Here is a 16,355-nt window from a genome sequence, read left to right on the forward strand (position 1 = left end):
GTTCCGGCACGCCGTCATAGTCTGCCGGCTGCAGGAGTGTCGGAGCCTGTGAAAGCGTTGTATAGGCCGAGCCCGATACCGGGCGCCTGACCGGCGATCTGGGTACCCCGGGACCACCAGGACATCGGATCGAGAGTTCCATCAGCGCGAATTGCGCTCTTCAAGGAATTCTTGAGGCTCTCCGGACCCCACTCGACGACCTTGCTGAGGGCGCGCTCTTTCACAGAAGCGCCCATATTATCGAGGACGTGGTTGTCCCAGGCCATCTTCATGCGATTACCCAGGCCGGAGGTAGTAAACTTATGGCTTCCTTCGGCGTACTGCCGCCCGAGACCAAAAAGGGACCTTCCTTCGAGCTTGGCGGCGTTGTATCCGGCCTCGCCCAGAGCTTCGATCTTTCTGGCGCGGTCGATCATCTGGACGCCGTTCTTGGCTGTCTTCATGGCAACCTTTACGCCTGCCGTGGCAGTTGTGGCCATCTTTCCCAGCGGGACGATCCCTATCGCGTCACCCACGAGATCCATCGTGCTGACGTTGGCCCCGCCGATCTTTGCTGCGCCGTGCGTAGCCAGCGCACCCAAGGACAATGCTCCACCGGCGAGAGCAAACGCACCCGAGAGAGGAGGACACCAAAGGGTGAGTAGCGAGAGCACGCCCATGGCGGTCGCGGCCATACTCATCCAGTCGCCGATCTTCTTCAGCAGGTCGGCATGTTTGGTGCACCAGTTTTGTATTTTGTGCCCGAGCTGAGTGAAGGCATCGGCAAGGCTTTCCCAGAATCCTGGATCTGGTGCGCCGTCTGTCGCCTTCTTGATCTGGCCGGCGATCTTCCGGCCATCCGCCTGGTGTTCCTCGAGAAGTTCCTTTGCGTGCTTGACGATCGCTTCGAACTCGTCAATGGCGCCCTCGAGTTTGCCCTTCGCGGAGTCGAGGGTCTCTCCGGCCTGCTTCAACCGGGCATTTGCCGCGTCGATCTTTGCCTGGGCGTCCCTGAGCGCGGTTGGGTCGGAGAAAGACATTCCAGAGAGGCGGAACGCGGGATCCTCGGCGGCCTGGTTGTAGGCGTTGGTGGCGCTGTCGTAGTCCCTGCGGAGAGTCTTTTCACGCTGCTTGGCTTCGGTCGCGTCGGACTCGTACTGCCGTGCCTTGGACTGGTAGTGGCTGAGCATGCCGTGCCATGACTTGAGCTGCGTTGAGGCTGAGCGGATGGCCTCTCGACTGTCACCGACGTACTTGGGTAGGTCACCGACCTTGTCTGCGAAGGCTTTCGCGGCTTCGCCTTCCCAGGCTCGTCCACCACCCTCGCCGCGGAGCGAGCGCAGAATCTCGTGAGCGCTGTCCAGGCCGCTCAGCGCGCTGTTGAGCTTTGTAACGAGGTCATTGACGCTCTCGACCTTGCCGGGTGCCGGATTGAAGCCGATCGCGGGGAAGTCCTGCGCGCTGCTCATCGGGCACCTGCCGCGGGACGAGCCGAAGGCGAGGGGGTAGCCGGACTCGAGGGAGTAAGTGGTGATCCTGGCGCCGGGGACGGACCGGACGAAGGCTGGTTCGCCTTCTCCGCCTTCTCAAAGGCGTCGCGTATCGCTTGCTCGGTCTGCTCGTAGTTGTTCTTCGTCTGCTTGAGTCTTTCCTCGATGGCCTCGGTGCCGTCCGCGATCTTCTTGATCGCGTTGTCCCAGGAGTCGTGGAACTCGTCGCAGGCGTTGTCGAGCGCCTCGCTGCCGGTGCTCTTCGGCCCCACGTCCTTGAGCGCGTTGAGGGCCTTGCGCATGTTGTCCTGGCTGCTGTGCAGCTCTTTGATGAGCCGGTCGAGATCGTTGACCTCAACCTTGAAGTGGTCGCCCATTGAAGTCCCCGTGTGTGCTGTCAGTACCGAATGCAAAGGGTGCGGGTCTGTTCAGTAACGTGATCATATCTGTCGTTGTCGCACGCTCGGCGGCCCGGGCGGACCGCGCCGCGGAAGCCGACGGGGCGATGCTCGGTTGCGGTAGGTGGCCGTCGCAAAGCGGCGCGCCGGAACATGGGCCTTCGTGCCGGCCGAGCGAACGGGCCTGTGGCACAGCCTTCTGAACAGCGAGCCAGGTGCAGGAGGATCCGGTATCTTCAGGCTCCTGATTGGCATGTCCTCGCCCGCTTTGCTGAGCGCCGGGCTCAGTCGGCGGGGTACCGCACGCCGTAACGGATGCAGTGATGAATCAGTGACGGAGTGAGTAGACCGGGCTTGCCTGCCATGTTGATAACGGGGATGGGACAAGGGATGAGCACTCCCTTCGATGCGCCACAGCACAGCGGAACCACCCACATGCGGCTGAACTCGCTACCCGCGCAAGGCAGCGGAGGAAGTGCCAGCGGGACCGCCAAGGTCGACACCCAGCGCCTGGACGAGGCCGCCAACGCCTTGGTCGACCTGCGCGGTGACACCGAGAACGTCGACAACGCCGCGGACGAGGACACCCTGGGCGCGGTCAGGGGCCTGAACGCGCACACCGTTCCGGGCCCGCCCGATGCGGGCTCGTGGGCCACTGCCGGCTCCCTGATGACCATGGACCTCCGGTGGGGCGACCAGGTCCTCAACCTCAAGCGCATGCTGCAGGACATCAGCGACAAGCTCCATACCACCTCCGGCCATTACACCCGTGCCGAGCAGGAGGAGCGAGCCCGCCAGACCTCGATCTCTCCTTTCGGATAGGCCGGTCACCGGGCAGGCGGAGCGCTGTCCGGTGCCTTCCCACAAGCCGGACCGAAACCCCATTCCCCGTCCCGGGCGGGATTAGGAGCTGTCGCACATGGTGTCCATCCCCTACCTCGACAAGGCCGACCTCGGCAAGCTGGCCGACGCCGCCGCTTCCTGGAAAGCGTTGCCGGCCAAGTACGAGGGCCTGCAGCGCGAGTTCGAGCGGCGCGTCATCAACCACCTCAAGGGTCACTGGGAGGGCGACGCGGCCGAGGCGGCCTTCGCCACCATGACCAAGGCCCGTACGGAGTACGAGAACGCCGCCACCGAGGCGGAACGCATAGGCAAGCTGCTGCAGGACGCCCACACCGAGTTCGCCGGCTTCCAAAAGCAGCTCCGCACTCTCCTCGACGAGGCACGTAACGACAAGTACAAGGTCCACGACGACGGCAAGATCGAAGACGTCGACTCGCGGTGGGACAGTCCGACCGCCTCCGCGTCGCCGGGCTTCGCCACTGAACGCAAGGAGAAGCTGGACTCGCTCGTGTCCCGGCTGACGCGGATCCTCGAACAGGCCACCGCGGCCGACGAAGCCGCCAGTGCTGCTCTGGAACGTGACGCCAACGGTGACAGCCGCTCCTTCAACACCAGCGTTTACACCAGCCTCGACGCCGTCGAAGTCGACCAGGCCGTGAACCTCGCCAACAAGGGCGAGAACCTGTCGGACGCCGAGCTCGACAAGCTGAATCGCATCCTTCACGCCAACAGCAAGGACCCCGACTTCACCACCGGTTTCTACGACAAGCTCGGCCCCAAGAAGACTCTCGACTTCTATGCCAACCTCACTGCCCAGGCAGGCGACGAGCCGGACTCGAGGCGCTTCAAAGAGGTCCAGGAGCTTCAGAAGAACCTGGGCTACTCCCTGGCCACCGCCACCGACCCGGGTGAGGACCCGCACCTGTCCGAGAAGTGGAACGAGGAACTGCGCGCCCAAGGCGCGCAGAAGATCACGGTCAGCGACAACACCGGTTACCCGTACCAGCCGTACGGATACCAGGTTCTCGGCGGCATCCTCCGGTATGGCGAGTACGACTCGAGCTTCCTCACTCCCATCGCCCAGCACGCGGTCTCGCTGGAGTCCAAGAATCCGGACATGTGGATCGAGAACTCCCCCCGTGGCTCGCTGAACGAAAACGTCACATCCAACCCCTCCGGGAAGGGCGGCGATGGTTTCGACCCCATGACAGGCATCCTGGAAGGTCTTGGCCACAGCCCCGAAGCCGCCAAGGACTTCTTCACCGGCGATGTGGTCGCCTACAACGAGGACGGCACCGTCGACCAGAGCGGCACGGTCAAGGTCGACTACGGCAACGGGGAGAAGGGCGTTTCCTCCTACCTGGACTATTTCACCGACTCGGAACGTGACTGGCTGCCCGATACAGCCAGCCGCGACCCTGAGGAAAGTGCCAAGGCCACCGTGTACGGGCCCGACGCCCTCGGCCATGCCCTGGAGGCGGCCACCAGCGGCGTCGCATACGACTACGAGGGCACGGCCCTGCCCAAGCACAGCGAGGGACAAGCCCAGTTGGTGAATGACATCGTGGGTAAGTTCGGTGGCGAGGGCGGCGGCGAACTGATCAACGGCAAGGATGGAGCGCCACTGGAGCCGATGCGTGACAGTCTTGGGCACATCGCCGCCAACTACATGGGTGACGTCCAGAGAGGGGTGTCGGGCGACGACAGCCTCCCGGTCCATGGGGCCTCAGCAGGGCTCGAAATGGATGCCTCCCGCGCCTTCCTCGCCGAGGTCGGGCAGGACCCCGATGCCTACCAGGCCATCACCGCTTCCCAACAGGCATACACCGCGGGTCTGGTCGACGAGGCTATGAACAGGCCGACTGACTCCCAAGTAGGAGTCAATGATCGTGTCGCCGGCGCCGTACACCCCGGAGCCGTTGTCTCGGGCATCATGAGTGAGGCGCGTGCTGACGCGGTCTGGGACACAAAACGTGCAGAGGACGACGACTTCAACAAGAACAACGAAGACATCGGCAAGTGGGTCGGTCGGGGCGCGGGGCTTGCGACGGGTGCCATCAAGGTTCCCGTCGTGGGGGATGTCGCGGGCTGGATGATCGAGGACGTTCAGGCGAGCGTACTGGAGTCCATGAAGCGCGACAGTTCGACTGAGGCCGAACACGAAGCGGGACGCGGATACAACAATGGTGAGGCCGAGGCTATCCGGTCTGCCCAGGTGGCGGTCGAAAGTGCTGGTAAGCGCGGCGGCTACGACAACGACACCATTGCCGACGTGAAACAAGAAGCTCTGCGTGAGATTAGTCAGAGTCATGCGGCCGGCGCTAAGGCTGAGGACGCTCGCCATGGATGAGCAGGGAAACGCCGTGCAAAGTCGTAAGAGGTCCATCTACGTCCTCATGGCTGTCGTGGTATTGGCAGCGGCAAGCGCTGGTGGATATGTCTGGTGGGGCAGCAGGAGCGAGAACGCCACGAGGCAGACCGCGACGCCACCCACTCTGCCCGCAACCCTCTGCGGAACCTCCATATCCACAAAGGCAGTCCTCCAGTTTCATGCGAAGCCTGTGCATGAAGCGTATGAGAGAGAGTACTTCGGCGGACTGAACGCGCCGCTCACAGAGCGATCTGCGGACGGTGACGGCGGCCAGTGTGCGCTGAATATCGACGACGAAGTCACCACGATCACGTCCGAACTCGATAATGAGCTCGTTGGTCGACAACATATTGCACAACAAGTCGACAAAGGTGGAAATTCCGTTGAGTGGGGTCCGGCACGCGGTTATGCCTACAGTGGCGGGTCCACCGAACTCGCAGTAATTAGCACTCCCTGCACGCTCCGCAATGAAACATCTGGCGAGCGGGATTACGCGATACGGGTCAGTGTGGCTGCGCCTGGCCTTCATGGGAGCGAGCAGAAGATCAGGAAGGCGCGAGAGGCCATGGTGGAACTCGCAGCTGACGTCACCCGCTACGTCACCAAGCATTCCGCAGAGTGCCTCAATGCCGACGAACTTCCCAGCACGGTACCTGTCCTCAAGTGATACCGGGAGGAGCGCAGTTGCACCCGTTCTGCGTGGATGTTTCGCGCTGGGCCACGATGAAACCCTGACCGGAGTTGGTGGTCCGGCCACGACGACGCCCTCCTCTCCGCATTCACAGCGGTTTTCTCAGCCGAACCGTTCTGAGTTTGGCTTGGACCACGCACATGCTTGCCGGTGTCGAGACCACCGTGATCCGCAAGTCCCCTCGGGGCACTGAGCCCTTTTCAAGCTGCGGTGCCTGACCGCGAGTTGGACTGTCCTGCGCAACGACGAAGCTCCTGGTAGACGGGTTCTCGACCAAGATCACCCGTGTCCGCCAGGAGCTTCGCGTGCTTGTCTACCCGTCCTCGATTGATCTGTCCAGCCGCACCCTGCGGTTCCTGACCGGACAACTGACAGCCCGGCGGCAGGAGATCGGAACGCGGTGGCGGCGCCTTCCCGCCGCACGTCAGGCACTGCTCGCCCTGGCCCATCTACGGTGCGGTGACACCTACGCCCAGCTCGCTGCCGGGTTCGACATCGGGATCGCGACCGTCTACCGCTACATACGTGAAGCCGTCGAAGCCCTGGCCGCCCTCGCCCCGTCCCTGGCCGAGGCGATGAAGACGATCCGGACGAAGGCGTTCGTGATCCTCGACGGCACCCTGCTGCCGATCGACCGCATCGCCGCCGACACCCCGTACTACTCCGGGAAACACAAACGCCACGGCATGAACGTCCAGGTCCTCACCGATCCGTTCGGACGGCTGCTCTGGGCCTCGCCGGCTCTGCCCGGCTCGACTCACGACCTGACCGCCGCGCGGCAGCACGGCATCATCGAAGCCCTCGCCGATGCGGGACTCAAATGCTGGGCGGACAAGGCATATCAAGGCGCCGGCGGACCCGTCCGCGTACCGTTTCGGGGCCGCCGCCTCAAGCGATGGAAGCGTCGCCACAACACCACCCACGCCAAGATCCGCTGCCTCGGCGAGCGGGCCATGGCCACCATCAAGGGCTGGCGCCTCCTGCGGAAGCTCCGCTGCAGCACCAACCGAATCACCGACGTGGTGAAGGCCGTCCTCGTCCTTCAGCACGCATCAGCGTGAGGTTGAAAAGGGCTCACTGACGGTTCTCTGTGTCACACTGCGCCTCATGCGATCACCGGTGCGTCCCTCATTCGCGGCTCTGGCTTTCCTCGGCGCGCTGACTGCCGGCGTGGTCGGCTGTTCTCCAAGCGGCGACGGAGACAACGGTGACGGGGGCGGGAAGGAGACAGGCCTCGAGGAGGCTCTCGCTGCTGTGCCTGATTCGGCTGCCGACGTGGCCATCCTGTACGTCGATGCCGCCACCACGCGCGACCTGGTCGCCAGGGACAAGAAGCAGTTCAGCGGTCTATGGGGCTATGGCATCCCGGAGCTGTCCGGTCACGCCGCGGACCCCCGCAAGGAGTGGGGCTTCGACGAAAGCGACGTAGCGACCTCCATCGTCGTCGGTAGCTACAACGCCCGTATGACGGGAGAGTTCGACACCGCCGCACTCACCAAGGCCCTTGAGAAGAAGGGCTATGGCCCGAGCGACGTGGACGGCGGCACCCGGTTCACGAAGTCGGGCGACGATTCCACTTTCCAGTTCTCGGACTCGATCCGAGTCTCCGTTCACGACAAGGACGGAGCCGGCCTGGGGCTCGACGATCCGGAGAAGTCCCTCGCGGGCGATCGCGCATATGCGGCTGTCGCCGACTGCCTTGGCGATGTCTACTATGCGTCGTTCTATGGTGAGGTAGAGAGGGAGGGCGTCGTTCTCCTTGCGCTTGGCGCACGGCTCGGTGCTGACGGCACCTCAACGGAGACCATCTGCACCGTCAACGCCTCCGAGAAGGCCGCCCGGAGCACTGCCGCCAAACTGCGCGGGAAGGCCAAGGACGGCGAAACCTACGCGGGTTCCAAGGTCATGATCGGGGGCGGCCAGACCCCAACTGTCTCCATGACCTGGAAGAACAGCAGCGAGGGACGCCTCCGGCCCGGGGACAACAACAAGACACTCGACCTGCCGGGCTTGCTGCTGTTTGGGCGGGGGTGACCTGAGCAGGGCCCGACAGGGAAGACGAGCTGTCCGTACCGCGCCGAAGAACTGCAAGACGATCGACAGCGCACGCGGCAGGCGCCGCCCCAGCAAAAGGTGGGCGGGCGCTGCTCTTTCAGCCCTGGTCCGGTTGGCGTCGGCGACGGCTGAAAAGTGGTTCTGGATCACTTTCCGTGCCGGAGCCACGGAGGGTCGCCACAAGCGCGATCATGAACGGCCTGGCGCCGTGAGAAGAACCGCTTGGGGGGCAGGTCGAAGTGGCGCGGCCGAACATCTGCCGCTTCAGCATCTTGATCTTGTTGTTGTGGTCCTCGAGGCGCCGGAGCTGTAGCGCAGGCTGATCCCGGCGACCACCGCGTCGAGGTCCTGGCCGAGTCCGTTGACGAAGCCGTGAAGGGCGGGCAGGTCGTCGGCCTGGACGTCCGCCGGTGGGGGCTCAAGTCCTTTGGCGTTACTGGGGGTTGGTGTTGGCCTGGGCGGCACATGCGCCGGTGAACGCCGGTTGTGTGTCACGGACTCCATGAAGTAGCTGGCATCCGCAAGCCGTGCAGCGCACGAGGACGGCGACCCTGCGTGGATTGGGAACACGTCGCCCGGGCCAGGCCGGCCGGCCGACGACGAGCCGCTCACTGCCCGGCAGGACCTTCGCCGCCCTTTCCCTCGCCTCCTTCATTGAAGTCCGTGCCTCCGGTGCCCCTTGTTGTCGGGCCGACCGACAGGGGAGCCAGGTCATGGCGCCGGGGCGACCTGTGTGGGGGACGGCATGTGCGGGGGCAACATGGTGCGTGAGCTTTGCGAACCTTCGCGTGGCCAGGGGGCGCTTGCGGCCCGCGGATGAGCCGCGTCCACATCGCGCCGCCCACTTTGCGGGTTCGCTCGATGGGTGGCCCGCTGAACTACGTGCTACCCAAAGGAGGATCCGGTATCTTCGGCTCCTGATTGGCATGTTCCCGCTCATACGCTCTCCTCGTACGACTGAGGTGAATGAACCTGTAGCCGAGTGAGCGAAACAGGCATGTCGGCGGTCGTTGTCAACGGGGACGGGCTGCTTGCCTTAGGCGGCAGGGTGCTCATAGGTGGCTTCCGCGCTGATGGGTTCTACGTCTTGATCCGCCGGTAGCGACTCGGATCCACCGGCAGTAAACAGGGGGTTCGTTTCGTGGTCCGGGTGCCACAGCGGTTGCGCAAGCCGCTGGTCATAGGGCTGCCGCTCGTGTTGCTCACAAGCGGGGCAGTCGGCGTCTTCCTCGGCTTCGATGGTTCCGGGGGCGGCCAGGCGGCAGCGAATCGGGCGCAGTTGAAGCATGCCTGCGCAGGGTTGCTGCCGTACGAGGAACTCAGCGGCTTCGTACCCGACGGCGTCGAGGGCGAAGTGAGCCAGTACGGCACCGTGCTGGAGCCCGATGAGGAGAGCCGTTCGCTGGTGAATTGTGCCGTGACGTGGCCGGGGCACGGGTCGGTGCGTGTACGTGCCGCCGCGCTTGTCTCCCCGATGCCGATGTCGGTGAAGCTCGAGGACATCGTGGCGGCCGGTGAAGACGGGGAGGGGTCGTACGAGGTGCCCGGGCTCACGGGCAGGGTCGATGAGGACGGGCGGGCGTGGATTGTTGCCGAGTGCGCCGGCGGACTCGACGGCCAGGTGCGGGACGTATCCGCGATGTACGTGACAGCCGATGTCGATCTGCCCGTTCCGGGCAAGGGGAAGCAGGCCAAGCACCTCGTGGACTTCACCACCGCCGTTCAGGTCGCCAACGGGATCACCGAGGCGCAGAACTGCGGTGGCACACCGCTGGCAAAGCCCACGCGGCTCATCGACACCTATGAGGCCGAGGTCACCGCGGATCCGGACGGCAGCAATATCAGGACCGTTCGGATCGACGAGCCCGGCCTGGGCGTCAAGAAGTGCCGCGGACTCGGCAAACGCGCGGGCTTCGCGGGCAATTGGACCGCCAGCGGCGACCTGCAGGACTCTCGGCTGCTGAGCGTCTGCACGGCCACCGTCAGGGACCGGGAGGACCCGGCGGAGATCGATCCGTCCTTGGAGTACGACGCGATCGATGCCTCTGCGGCGAGCTGGGCTGGGGCTCTCGGTTGGGCCGCCCTCGACCAGTACGACCGCACCGGTGACAGCTCGGTGTTCCAGGCAGGGCGTCGTACGAAGGTCGTCCCGGAGAGCGAGCCGACCGAGCTCGCCCTGTGGGCCAGGTCGAAGTGCGCGGCCGGCAGCACCTACCACAGAGTCACGGTGGGCATGGAGGACGCCGACTACAGCGAGCGCACGCTCAGCGATGCCGAACGGAACGAGTACTCCCGGAACGCCCGCAAACTCCTGGACAGCTATCTCACCGACCCTGACGGCTGGCCCCGGCAGCAGCGGTGCCACGGCACCGAGATCCTCGGAGAGGTGGAGGGATGGCGGTGAGGCGGATCGCCCTCCGGGCGATAACTGCCCTGGTTGCTACGGCCGTTGCCGTCTTCGGATATCTGGCCGCGCACGGAGATTTCCAGCGCTGGAAAGACGAGTCGGCACTCGACGGCGCCTGCGGTGGCCTCCTCGACCGGAACGTGGTGCGCAGTGTTCTCGGGCCGGGATCGGTTGAGGCCGAGGACGAGGACTGGGGCGGTGACGGATGGGTGGCCGTCTGCAAGGTGCACGTCGACGGTGGCGGCACCGCCTACATCCGTATCCTTGACACTGCCTATGCCGGGCAGAGTCCGGACTCCCTTTACACGGGCCCGGCCGGAGGGGACGCGCTCTCCGTTCCGGTCGGCCATGGATGGACGGGGCTGTTCGGGGCCGACCCGGATCCCGTCGAGGCCGACGAAGACCTCTTTGGCGCGGACGATGCCGAGGAGGTGACCGCGAGTGTGGTCCTGGAGTGCACCGAGGCCGGCAGCGTCAAGGGCCTGTACGTCACCGTCGAGACAGAGCTCGACAAGACACTCGACAACCCGGTGAACAGGCCGGAGTTCGTCAAGATCGCCACTTCCACCGCTGCGAAGGCATCGAAGGCCCGGCGTTGCGATGCCGAGCTGGGAAAGCCAGTACGCGATCTCGACCTGCCCGTGAACGAGGACGAGTACAAGCCGCTCGACACGGCGGACGGGACGTGCTCTGGCATTCCTACGGCACCGGGAGTGTCCATCGCCACGGAGACCGCCCGCGGGGATGCGCCTTACGAGGTCTGCCGACTGGCCGGCGCTGACCTCAGTAAGCGCTATGTGCTTGCCGCCGAGTTCGGCCCTCTTGCGCAAGAGTCGTTTGTCAACTATCAGGAATTCGGAGGGGAGGAGGACCTGCCGTCCCCCGACGTCCCCGCGCATGACCGCGATACCGGTGGCCTGCGCAGCTGGACGACCGCCAAGTGCCCTGACGGCCTTGCCCTGTTCACGCTGCTGCCCACCTCTGAGAGAGCCGACGAGCGGAAGGCCACCGCGAGCGATCCGGGCCTCGCTTACGAACGTGCCGCCCTCAGGGCTTTCGCCGAGCGCTCGGCAAGAGCCCACGGCTGTTCCAGTCCTGTGAAGCCTTGACGGCGTCCCCTGGGCAGGCTGTGACTCGGCTGGAGATGAGTGGGCTCGAGGCATGGCCTGGGCATGCTTGGTCGGTGCGGCAGCGGGGTTGCGGCCCGGGACGGCGGTCATCCGTCGAGCGAAGGGGCGCCGCAGTTGTCACCGCCGCTCACGGCGTGGGCGCGTCGCGCCGGAGCTGGGACGGAAGGCGTTCGAGGAAGTCCCGGTCCACCGGCGAGAAGTAGACGCGGGTCCAGGAGCCGTCCGTGAATCCGATCTCGTAGTTCTTGTTGGATACGTCGTCACGATTGCGTAGCCAGGCGACCTGGCGGATGTCCACTGCCCAACCGGGCTCGGCGTGGCCCAGTTCGGCACTCCGGCGGCCCCGCTGGACGTAGGTGACCCGCAGATGCCGGTCGGTCAGCAGGAGCACCTGTACCACGCCCGTCGTCTTGGAAATGGGATGCAGCGCTGCGGTGAACTGCCCGGCGAGGCTGTTCCAACCGCCTTTCAGGGGCTTGCCCTCTTGCGTTCCCAGTCGAACAGGGCCTCGAAGGCGGCGCCGGGGAGATCCGTCACCACCAGGAAGAACCAGAACCGGGCCTTGACTCCTTCCCAGCGATCGCCGGGCATCCGCAGACCGCGCAGGACACGGGGACGGCGCCCCCTACGCGGCTTGGGAACGTGGCGTCCGGGCCAGGCCGACTGGCTGGCCACGAGCCACTCACCGGCCGGTAGGACCTTCGCCGCCTTTTCCTCCGCCTCCTTCATTGAAGTCCCCGCTTCCGATGCCCCTTGACGTCGGGACGGCCGATATGGCCCGTCGCGCGCTCGGACTCGCCGAGCCACAGCTGTGGGACGTGCTGCTGCACAGCCGCGACCATCTGTTGCAGGAAAGCGGGCGGGAAGGGGAGTCGGTAGCGCAGGCGGGGAAGGCCGGGATGCAACGGCTCCTCGTCGCGGACCAGGCCCCACAGGACCGGGTCGTCCTGGTCGATGGGGCCGGCGGGGAACAGCTCCAGGGAGTAGACCTTCTGGCTTCGGCCGAGCTTGCTCCAGTAGAGGCTGACTCCGGCGAGCGTCTGCCAGGGGATGACGTTGCGAAGCTTTCCGTTGTCGACCCACAGGCCTGTGTGGTCCAGGAGGATCCTGTTGCGGCGGTTCGCCCAATGGCCGATGAAGAGGAACACGCCGAGCGCGCCGAGCGCCAGCATGAAGACGAGGCCCGCGAACCCTGCGGCTGTGAATTCTCCCTTCTGGTTCCCGGTAGCAATTACGACAGCGCCGAAGACGCCGATCGCGCCGATCGCGATGAGGAGGACGGAACAGGGGAGCCCGGTCACGGCGCCGCGGCGGCCGGTGCGTATGACCGTGGCGTCCGGTGCGGGGGAGGGCGTGTGCGGGGGCAACATGGTCCGTGAGCTTAGCGAAGCCCTTAATGTGGCCAGCGGGCGCTTGCGGCCAAGTGCTCTGACGGCGTTGACCTGTTCGCGCTGCTTCCCGCCTCCGAGCAGGACGACCAGCGCAAGACCCCTGCGAGCGACCCGCGCCCCGCTCACGAACGCGCCGCCCTCATGGCTTTCGCCGAGCGCTCGGCGAAAACCCACGCCCTTTCCCCTCCCGTGAAGCCCTGACGACGTCTCCCGGGTGGGTTTTGGCTCGGCACTACTGAGCTTGAACTCGGGTTGTCGTAGGTACTGACAGGGCTTGATCCTCGCGGTACGCCGTTGTCATGAGGTACGCGCAGGGTGGCGGACTGTCGGACGAACGCCGGCAGTTCCGCGAGGGCATCCGCATGATGGCCGCCGAGCGGTTCGCGCAGGGTGAGCCGAGCTCGGCGATTGCGAAGGAGTTACGGGTCAGCGTCCGTTCGGTCCAGCGGTGGCGACGATTATGGGACAAGGGTGGTCCGCGGGCCCTGCGATCAGCGGGATCCGCGTCCGTGCCACGGTTGAGCGAGGCTCAGTTCACCCAGCTGGAAGCGGAGTTGGCGAAGGGGCCGGTGGCGCACGGCTGGCCTGACCAGAGGTGGACACTGTCCCGGATCAAGACCGTGATCGGGCGGCGCTTCCACAAGAGTCTGGCGTTCACCTACGGTTGACGCCTCGCGGGCGTGAAAATCTGTTTGGGGCTGCCCGCCGACGCCGCTTGTAGTTTGGGTTGCGAGCCCGCACAAGAGTCTGGTGAGGGAGCCGTCCGAGGGGGCCGCGCACTGTCGTCTCGAACACGCCGTTCAGCTTCTCCACCTCCCCTCAGGCTCTCCGGGCAGCCCCTTGTCCGCACCGTGCGCAAGGGGGAAAGACATGGAGGAACTGAAGGAGGACCACGACGACGGAAGTGTTGCCCGAGTCGCGGCGATCGACATCGCCAAGGCGTCCGGGATGGTGTGTCTGCGTCTTCCGCACGACACCATCGAGGGCAGGCGGGTCCAGCAGATCTGGACGGTCGCATCCACCACGAACGCGATTCTGGAGCTCGGCGATCGGCTGGTCTGCCAAGGCGTCGAGCGAGTAGTAATGGAGGCGACGGGCAGCTATTGGCGGCCCTTCTTCTATCTCCTGGAAGCTCGCGGCCTGGAGTGCTGGCTGGTCAACGCGCGTGAGGTGAAGAACGTCCCTGGCCGGCCCAAGACAGACAAGCTGGATGCGGTCTGGCTGGCCAAGCTCGCCGAACGGGGCATGATCCGGGCTTCGTTCGTGCCTCCCAAGCCCATTCGGCAACTGCGGGATTTCACCCGGACCCGCACCGTCTTCGTCCAGGAACGCACGCGTCACAAGCACCGGGTCGACAAGGCCCTGCAGGACGCGCAGATCAAGCTCTCCCAAGTCGTCTCTGATCTCTTCGGCCTCTCCGGCCGGGCCATGCTCGATGGACTTGTCGGCGGTGAGCGCAACCCCAGAATCCTGGCGGATCTCGCCAAAGGGAGCCTGGTGAAGAAGAAGGCTGCCCTGGCTGAGGCGCTGACCGGGCAGTTCGAGGACCATCACGCCCGACTGCTGAGCGTGCTGCTGAGCACCGTCGACCATCTCACCGCACAGATTCAGGAACTTGACCGGCTGGTCACAGACCTCATGGATCAGTTTGCGGCTCCGCATGCCGATACCGGGCCAGTGCCATCTGCCACCGCCAACACCAGCACGCCGCCCGTACGCGCTGACATGACCGGGCGGCAACTGGCCGAGCGCCTGGACGCCATCCCGGGCGTCGGGCAGGCCACGGCTCAGATCATCCTTGCCGAGATCGGCCCGGACATGAGCTGCTTCCCCACCCCTGAGCATCTGGTCTCGTGGGCAAAGCTGTGTCCGCGAACCATCCAGTCCGGCGCAAAGAACACCGCAGGTCCGGCAGGCAAAGGCAACCCCTGGCTCAGAGGCGCCCTGGGCGAAGCCGCCAGCGCCGCTGCCCGCACCGACACCTTCCTCGGCGCCCGCTACCGCCGCATCGTCAAACGTCGTGGCCATACCAAGGCCCTGGTCGCTGTCGCCCGCTCGATACTCGTCATCGCCTGGCACCTACTCAACGACCTCGACGCCTCCTACCGGGAGCTCGGGCCCGACTGGCACCAACGCCACCTCAATCCCGCGCGCAGGACCCGCGACCTGGTTCGCCAGCTGCAGGCACTCGGGCACCAGGTTGCCCTCACCCCCACGGTCTGAACCCACTGCCCCTGATCAAGACGTCCGTTCTGCTTCGCAGAACGGACGCTGCCGCCTGCCCGCCCAGGGTTCGATTTTCCGTTCAGCTACACCCTGCAAGGGGTGCGCAAGCTGCTGATCCGGCATGGCTTCTCCTGCCAGATCCCGGCCAGACGGGCCGTCGAACGCGACGAGGACCAGGTCACCGGCTGGGTGAAGGAGACCTGGCCGCAGGTGGAAACCTCGCGGCGGCGCTCGGGGCGTGGATCGTCTTCGAGGACGAGTCCGGCTTTTCGATGACGCCGCCGGTTGCCCGCACCTGGGCCCGCCGCGGGCACACGCCCGTGATCCGGGTCCGCGGCCGTTCCCGCCGCCGGATCTCGATCGCTGCCCTGGCCTGCTACAAGCCAGGTGAACGCTCGCGGCTGATCTACCGGCCGCGCCGCGACGACGGCCGCCGTGACGGCCGCAAGAGCTTCGCCTGGACCGACTACCGCGACCTGCTCACCACCGCTCACATCCAGCTCGGCGGGCCGATCGTGCTCGTCTGGGACAACCTCAACGTCCATCTCGCCTACGGGATGCGGCAGTTCATCGACCGGCAGGACTGGCTGACCGTCTACCAGCTGCCCTCCTACGCACCCGACCTCAACCCCGTCGAGGGCATCTGGTCGCTGCTGCGGCGCGGCTGGCTGTCCAACACCGCCTTCACCACACCTGAGCACCTCATCCAGACCATCCGACAAGGGATGAGAAAGATCCAGTACCGGCCCCACCTCATCGACGGATGCCTCGCCGGGACCGGCCTATCCCTCACCTCAACGACTTCATGAGTTCAAACTCAGTAGCTGCGATGCGTCTTGCGGAGTGTCGGCGTCGGCTGAATTGTGGTTTTGGGATCACTCTCAGTGCTGGAGCCGTGTGGTCACCCCGACCGCGCTCATGAACGGACGTGGGCAATGCACTTCTACAGGCCTGTGGTGTCATCGGGACGATGGCGTCCTGATCGAAAAAGCGGGGTCTGCTTATGAACGCGCCGCACTCATGGCTTTCGCCGTCTGCTCCGCGAAAGCCCACGGTTGTTCTGCTCCTGTGACGCCCTGACGATTGCTTCGCTAGGTGCCCGTGCGCCGCGAAAGGCGACTGAGGTGAGGCGCGACGCGAAGAGCTGGGAGGCCGGTAAATGGGCTGGCGTGGAATCCAGTTGCGGGCAGGCGGCCCAGCGGGTGAGTAGTTGCCCGCCGGTGCCGGTGCCGGTGCCGGTGCCGGTGCCGGTGTGGGTGTGGGGCGTCCGCGGGCGTACCTCACGCGGCACGACTATGCATATGGCCCACTATGCTCACCTGCGGCGAGATCATCAGCGTACGCCCCTCAGATGCACCCGTGGCCCCGGCCACC

At 65.4% G+C, this 16,355-nt stretch carries 13 protein-coding genes and 3 pseudogenes; 10 read left to right on the forward strand and 6 right to left on the reverse strand.

Translation table 11 applies throughout. From position 1 onward, the window contains the following. Window positions 1-14 precede the first annotated feature (14 nt). Together EJ357_RS33615 and EJ357_RS33620 are read right to left on the reverse strand one after the other, a co-directional pair. Complete coding sequence (locus tag EJ357_RS33615) at window positions 15-1,448, reverse strand: putative T7SS-secreted protein (RefSeq protein ID WP_126395462.1); 1,434 nt, start codon at window positions 1,446-1,448, stop codon at window positions 15-17. After that, complete coding sequence (locus EJ357_RS33620; protein ID WP_126395463.1) at window positions 1,445-1,846, reverse strand: WXG100 family type VII secretion target; 402 nt, start codon at window positions 1,844-1,846, stop codon at window positions 1,445-1,447. Before EJ357_RS33620 ends, EJ357_RS33615 begins: the two co-directional genes overlap by 4 nt. Before the next feature lie 411 nt (window positions 1,847-2,257). Here EJ357_RS33620 and EJ357_RS33625 point away from each other — a divergent pair, with 411 nt between their 5' ends. From EJ357_RS33625 to EJ357_RS33645, 5 genes are all read left to right on the forward strand, one after another. Continuing rightward, window positions 2,258-2,689: a hypothetical protein gene (locus tag EJ357_RS33625; RefSeq protein ID WP_228472693.1), complete on the forward strand. Its 432-nt coding sequence runs from the start codon at window positions 2,258-2,260 to the stop codon at window positions 2,687-2,689. Window positions 2,690-2,786: 97 nt separating this feature from the next. After that, window positions 2,787-5,060, forward strand: a complete 2,274-nt coding sequence (locus tag EJ357_RS33630) for a WXG100 family type VII secretion target (RefSeq protein WP_126395464.1) — start codon at window positions 2,787-2,789, stop codon at window positions 5,058-5,060. Further along, a complete protein-coding gene (locus EJ357_RS33635; protein ID WP_126395465.1) occupies window positions 5,053-5,748 on the forward strand; it encodes a hypothetical protein in 696 nt (231 codons plus the stop codon). The genes EJ357_RS33630 and EJ357_RS33635 overlap by 8 nt, the downstream gene beginning before the upstream one ends. A gap of 329 nt (window positions 5,749-6,077) precedes the next feature. Then, window positions 6,078-6,833, forward strand: a complete 756-nt coding sequence (locus EJ357_RS33640) for a transposase family protein (protein ID WP_126395466.1) — start codon at window positions 6,078-6,080, stop codon at window positions 6,831-6,833. Between the two features lie 46 nt (window positions 6,834-6,879). Then, window positions 6,880-7,806 carry a hypothetical protein gene (locus EJ357_RS33645; RefSeq protein ID WP_126395467.1) on the forward strand — a complete coding sequence of 309 codons (927 nt, stop codon included), beginning with the start codon at window positions 6,880-6,882 and terminating at the stop codon, window positions 7,804-7,806. A 262-nt stretch (window positions 7,807-8,068) separates the two neighbouring features. Here the strand turns inward: EJ357_RS33645 and EJ357_RS50995 are convergent. Beyond that, window positions 8,069-8,229, reverse strand: a pseudogene (locus EJ357_RS50995) (ISL3 family transposase); the annotation flags it as partial. Window positions 8,230-8,968: 739 nt separating this feature from the next. Here EJ357_RS50995 and EJ357_RS33650 point away from each other — a divergent pair. Beyond that, window positions 8,969-10,231 carry a hypothetical protein gene (locus EJ357_RS33650; RefSeq protein WP_126395468.1) on the forward strand — a complete coding sequence of 421 codons (1,263 nt, stop codon included), beginning with the start codon at window positions 8,969-8,971 and terminating at the stop codon, window positions 10,229-10,231. Continuing rightward, a complete protein-coding gene (locus EJ357_RS33655; RefSeq protein WP_145978905.1) occupies window positions 10,222-11,343 on the forward strand; it encodes a hypothetical protein in 1,122 nt (373 codons plus the stop codon). Before EJ357_RS33650 ends, EJ357_RS33655 begins: the two co-directional genes overlap by 10 nt. A 148-nt stretch (window positions 11,344-11,491) precedes the next feature. Here the strand turns inward: EJ357_RS33655 and EJ357_RS33660 are convergent, their stop codons facing one another. The 3 genes from EJ357_RS33660 to EJ357_RS33670 form a co-directional block, all read right to left on the reverse strand. Next, entirely contained in the window at window positions 11,492-11,764 is a 273-nt protein-coding gene (locus EJ357_RS33660; RefSeq protein ID WP_126395470.1) for a hypothetical protein, read from the reverse strand. Window positions 11,765-11,832: 68 nt separating this feature from the next. Then, window positions 11,833-12,093 (reverse strand): hypothetical protein, encoded by a 261-nt coding sequence (locus tag EJ357_RS33665; RefSeq protein WP_126395471.1) that lies wholly within the window; start codon window positions 12,091-12,093, stop codon window positions 11,833-11,835. Continuing rightward, entirely contained in the window at window positions 12,090-12,734 is a 645-nt protein-coding gene (locus EJ357_RS33670; protein WP_175647612.1) for a hypothetical protein, read from the reverse strand. Before EJ357_RS33670 ends, EJ357_RS33665 begins: the two co-directional genes overlap by 4 nt. 320 nt (window positions 12,735-13,054) lie before the next feature. On the opposite strand from EJ357_RS33670, the pseudogene EJ357_RS33675 reads away from it, so the two are divergent. The 3 genes and pseudogenes from EJ357_RS33675 to EJ357_RS33690 form a co-directional block, all read left to right on the forward strand. Beyond that, window positions 13,055-13,396 (forward strand): annotated as a pseudogene (locus tag EJ357_RS33675) (helix-turn-helix domain-containing protein); the annotation flags it as partial. A gap of 229 nt (window positions 13,397-13,625) precedes the next feature. Further along, the gene (locus EJ357_RS33680; RefSeq protein WP_126395473.1) at window positions 13,626-14,978 is read left to right on the forward strand and encodes an IS110 family RNA-guided transposase; all 1,353 of its coding nucleotides are present in this window, start codon (window positions 13,626-13,628) and stop codon (window positions 14,976-14,978) included. A gap of 81 nt (window positions 14,979-15,059) precedes the next feature. Continuing rightward, a pseudogene (locus EJ357_RS33690) lies at window positions 15,060-15,790 on the forward strand (IS630 family transposase); the annotation flags it as partial. Between the last annotated feature and the right edge of the window lie 565 nt (window positions 15,791-16,355).

This window comes from Streptomyces cyaneochromogenes (genome assembly GCF_003963535.1).
GTDB lineage: Bacteria > Actinomycetota > Actinomycetes > Streptomycetales > Streptomycetaceae > Streptomyces > Streptomyces shaanxiensis.

What these genes read in the sequence shown, in the direction of transcription:
- EJ357_RS33615 (WP_126395462.1), bottom strand. Translation starts at nt 1,448, where the DNA reads ATGAGCAGCGCGCAGGACTTCCCCGCGATCGGCTTCAATCCGGCACCC.
- EJ357_RS33620 (WP_126395463.1), bottom strand. Translation starts at nt 1,846, where the DNA reads ATGGGCGACCACTTCAAGGTTGAGGTCAACGATCTCGACCGGCTCATC.
- EJ357_RS33625 (WP_228472693.1), top strand. Translation starts at nt 2,258, where the DNA reads ATGAGCACTCCCTTCGATGCGCCACAGCACAGCGGAACCACCCACATG.
- EJ357_RS33630 (WP_126395464.1), top strand. Translation starts at nt 2,787, where the DNA reads ATGGTGTCCATCCCCTACCTCGACAAGGCCGACCTCGGCAAGCTGGCC.
- EJ357_RS33635 (WP_126395465.1), top strand. Translation starts at nt 5,053, where the DNA reads ATGGATGAGCAGGGAAACGCCGTGCAAAGTCGTAAGAGGTCCATCTAC.
- EJ357_RS33645 (WP_126395467.1), top strand. Translation starts at nt 6,880, where the DNA reads ATGCGATCACCGGTGCGTCCCTCATTCGCGGCTCTGGCTTTCCTCGGC.
- EJ357_RS33655 (WP_145978905.1), top strand. Translation starts at nt 10,222, where the DNA reads ATGGCGGTGAGGCGGATCGCCCTCCGGGCGATAACTGCCCTGGTTGCT.
- EJ357_RS33665 (WP_126395471.1), bottom strand. Translation starts at nt 12,093, where the DNA reads ATGAAGGAGGCGGAGGAAAAGGCGGCGAAGGTCCTACCGGCCGGTGAG.
- EJ357_RS33670 (WP_175647612.1), bottom strand. Translation starts at nt 12,734, where the DNA reads ATGTTGCCCCCGCACACGCCCTCCCCCGCACCGGACGCCACGGTCATA.
- EJ357_RS33680 (WP_126395473.1), top strand. Translation starts at nt 13,626, where the DNA reads ATGGAGGAACTGAAGGAGGACCACGACGACGGAAGTGTTGCCCGAGTC.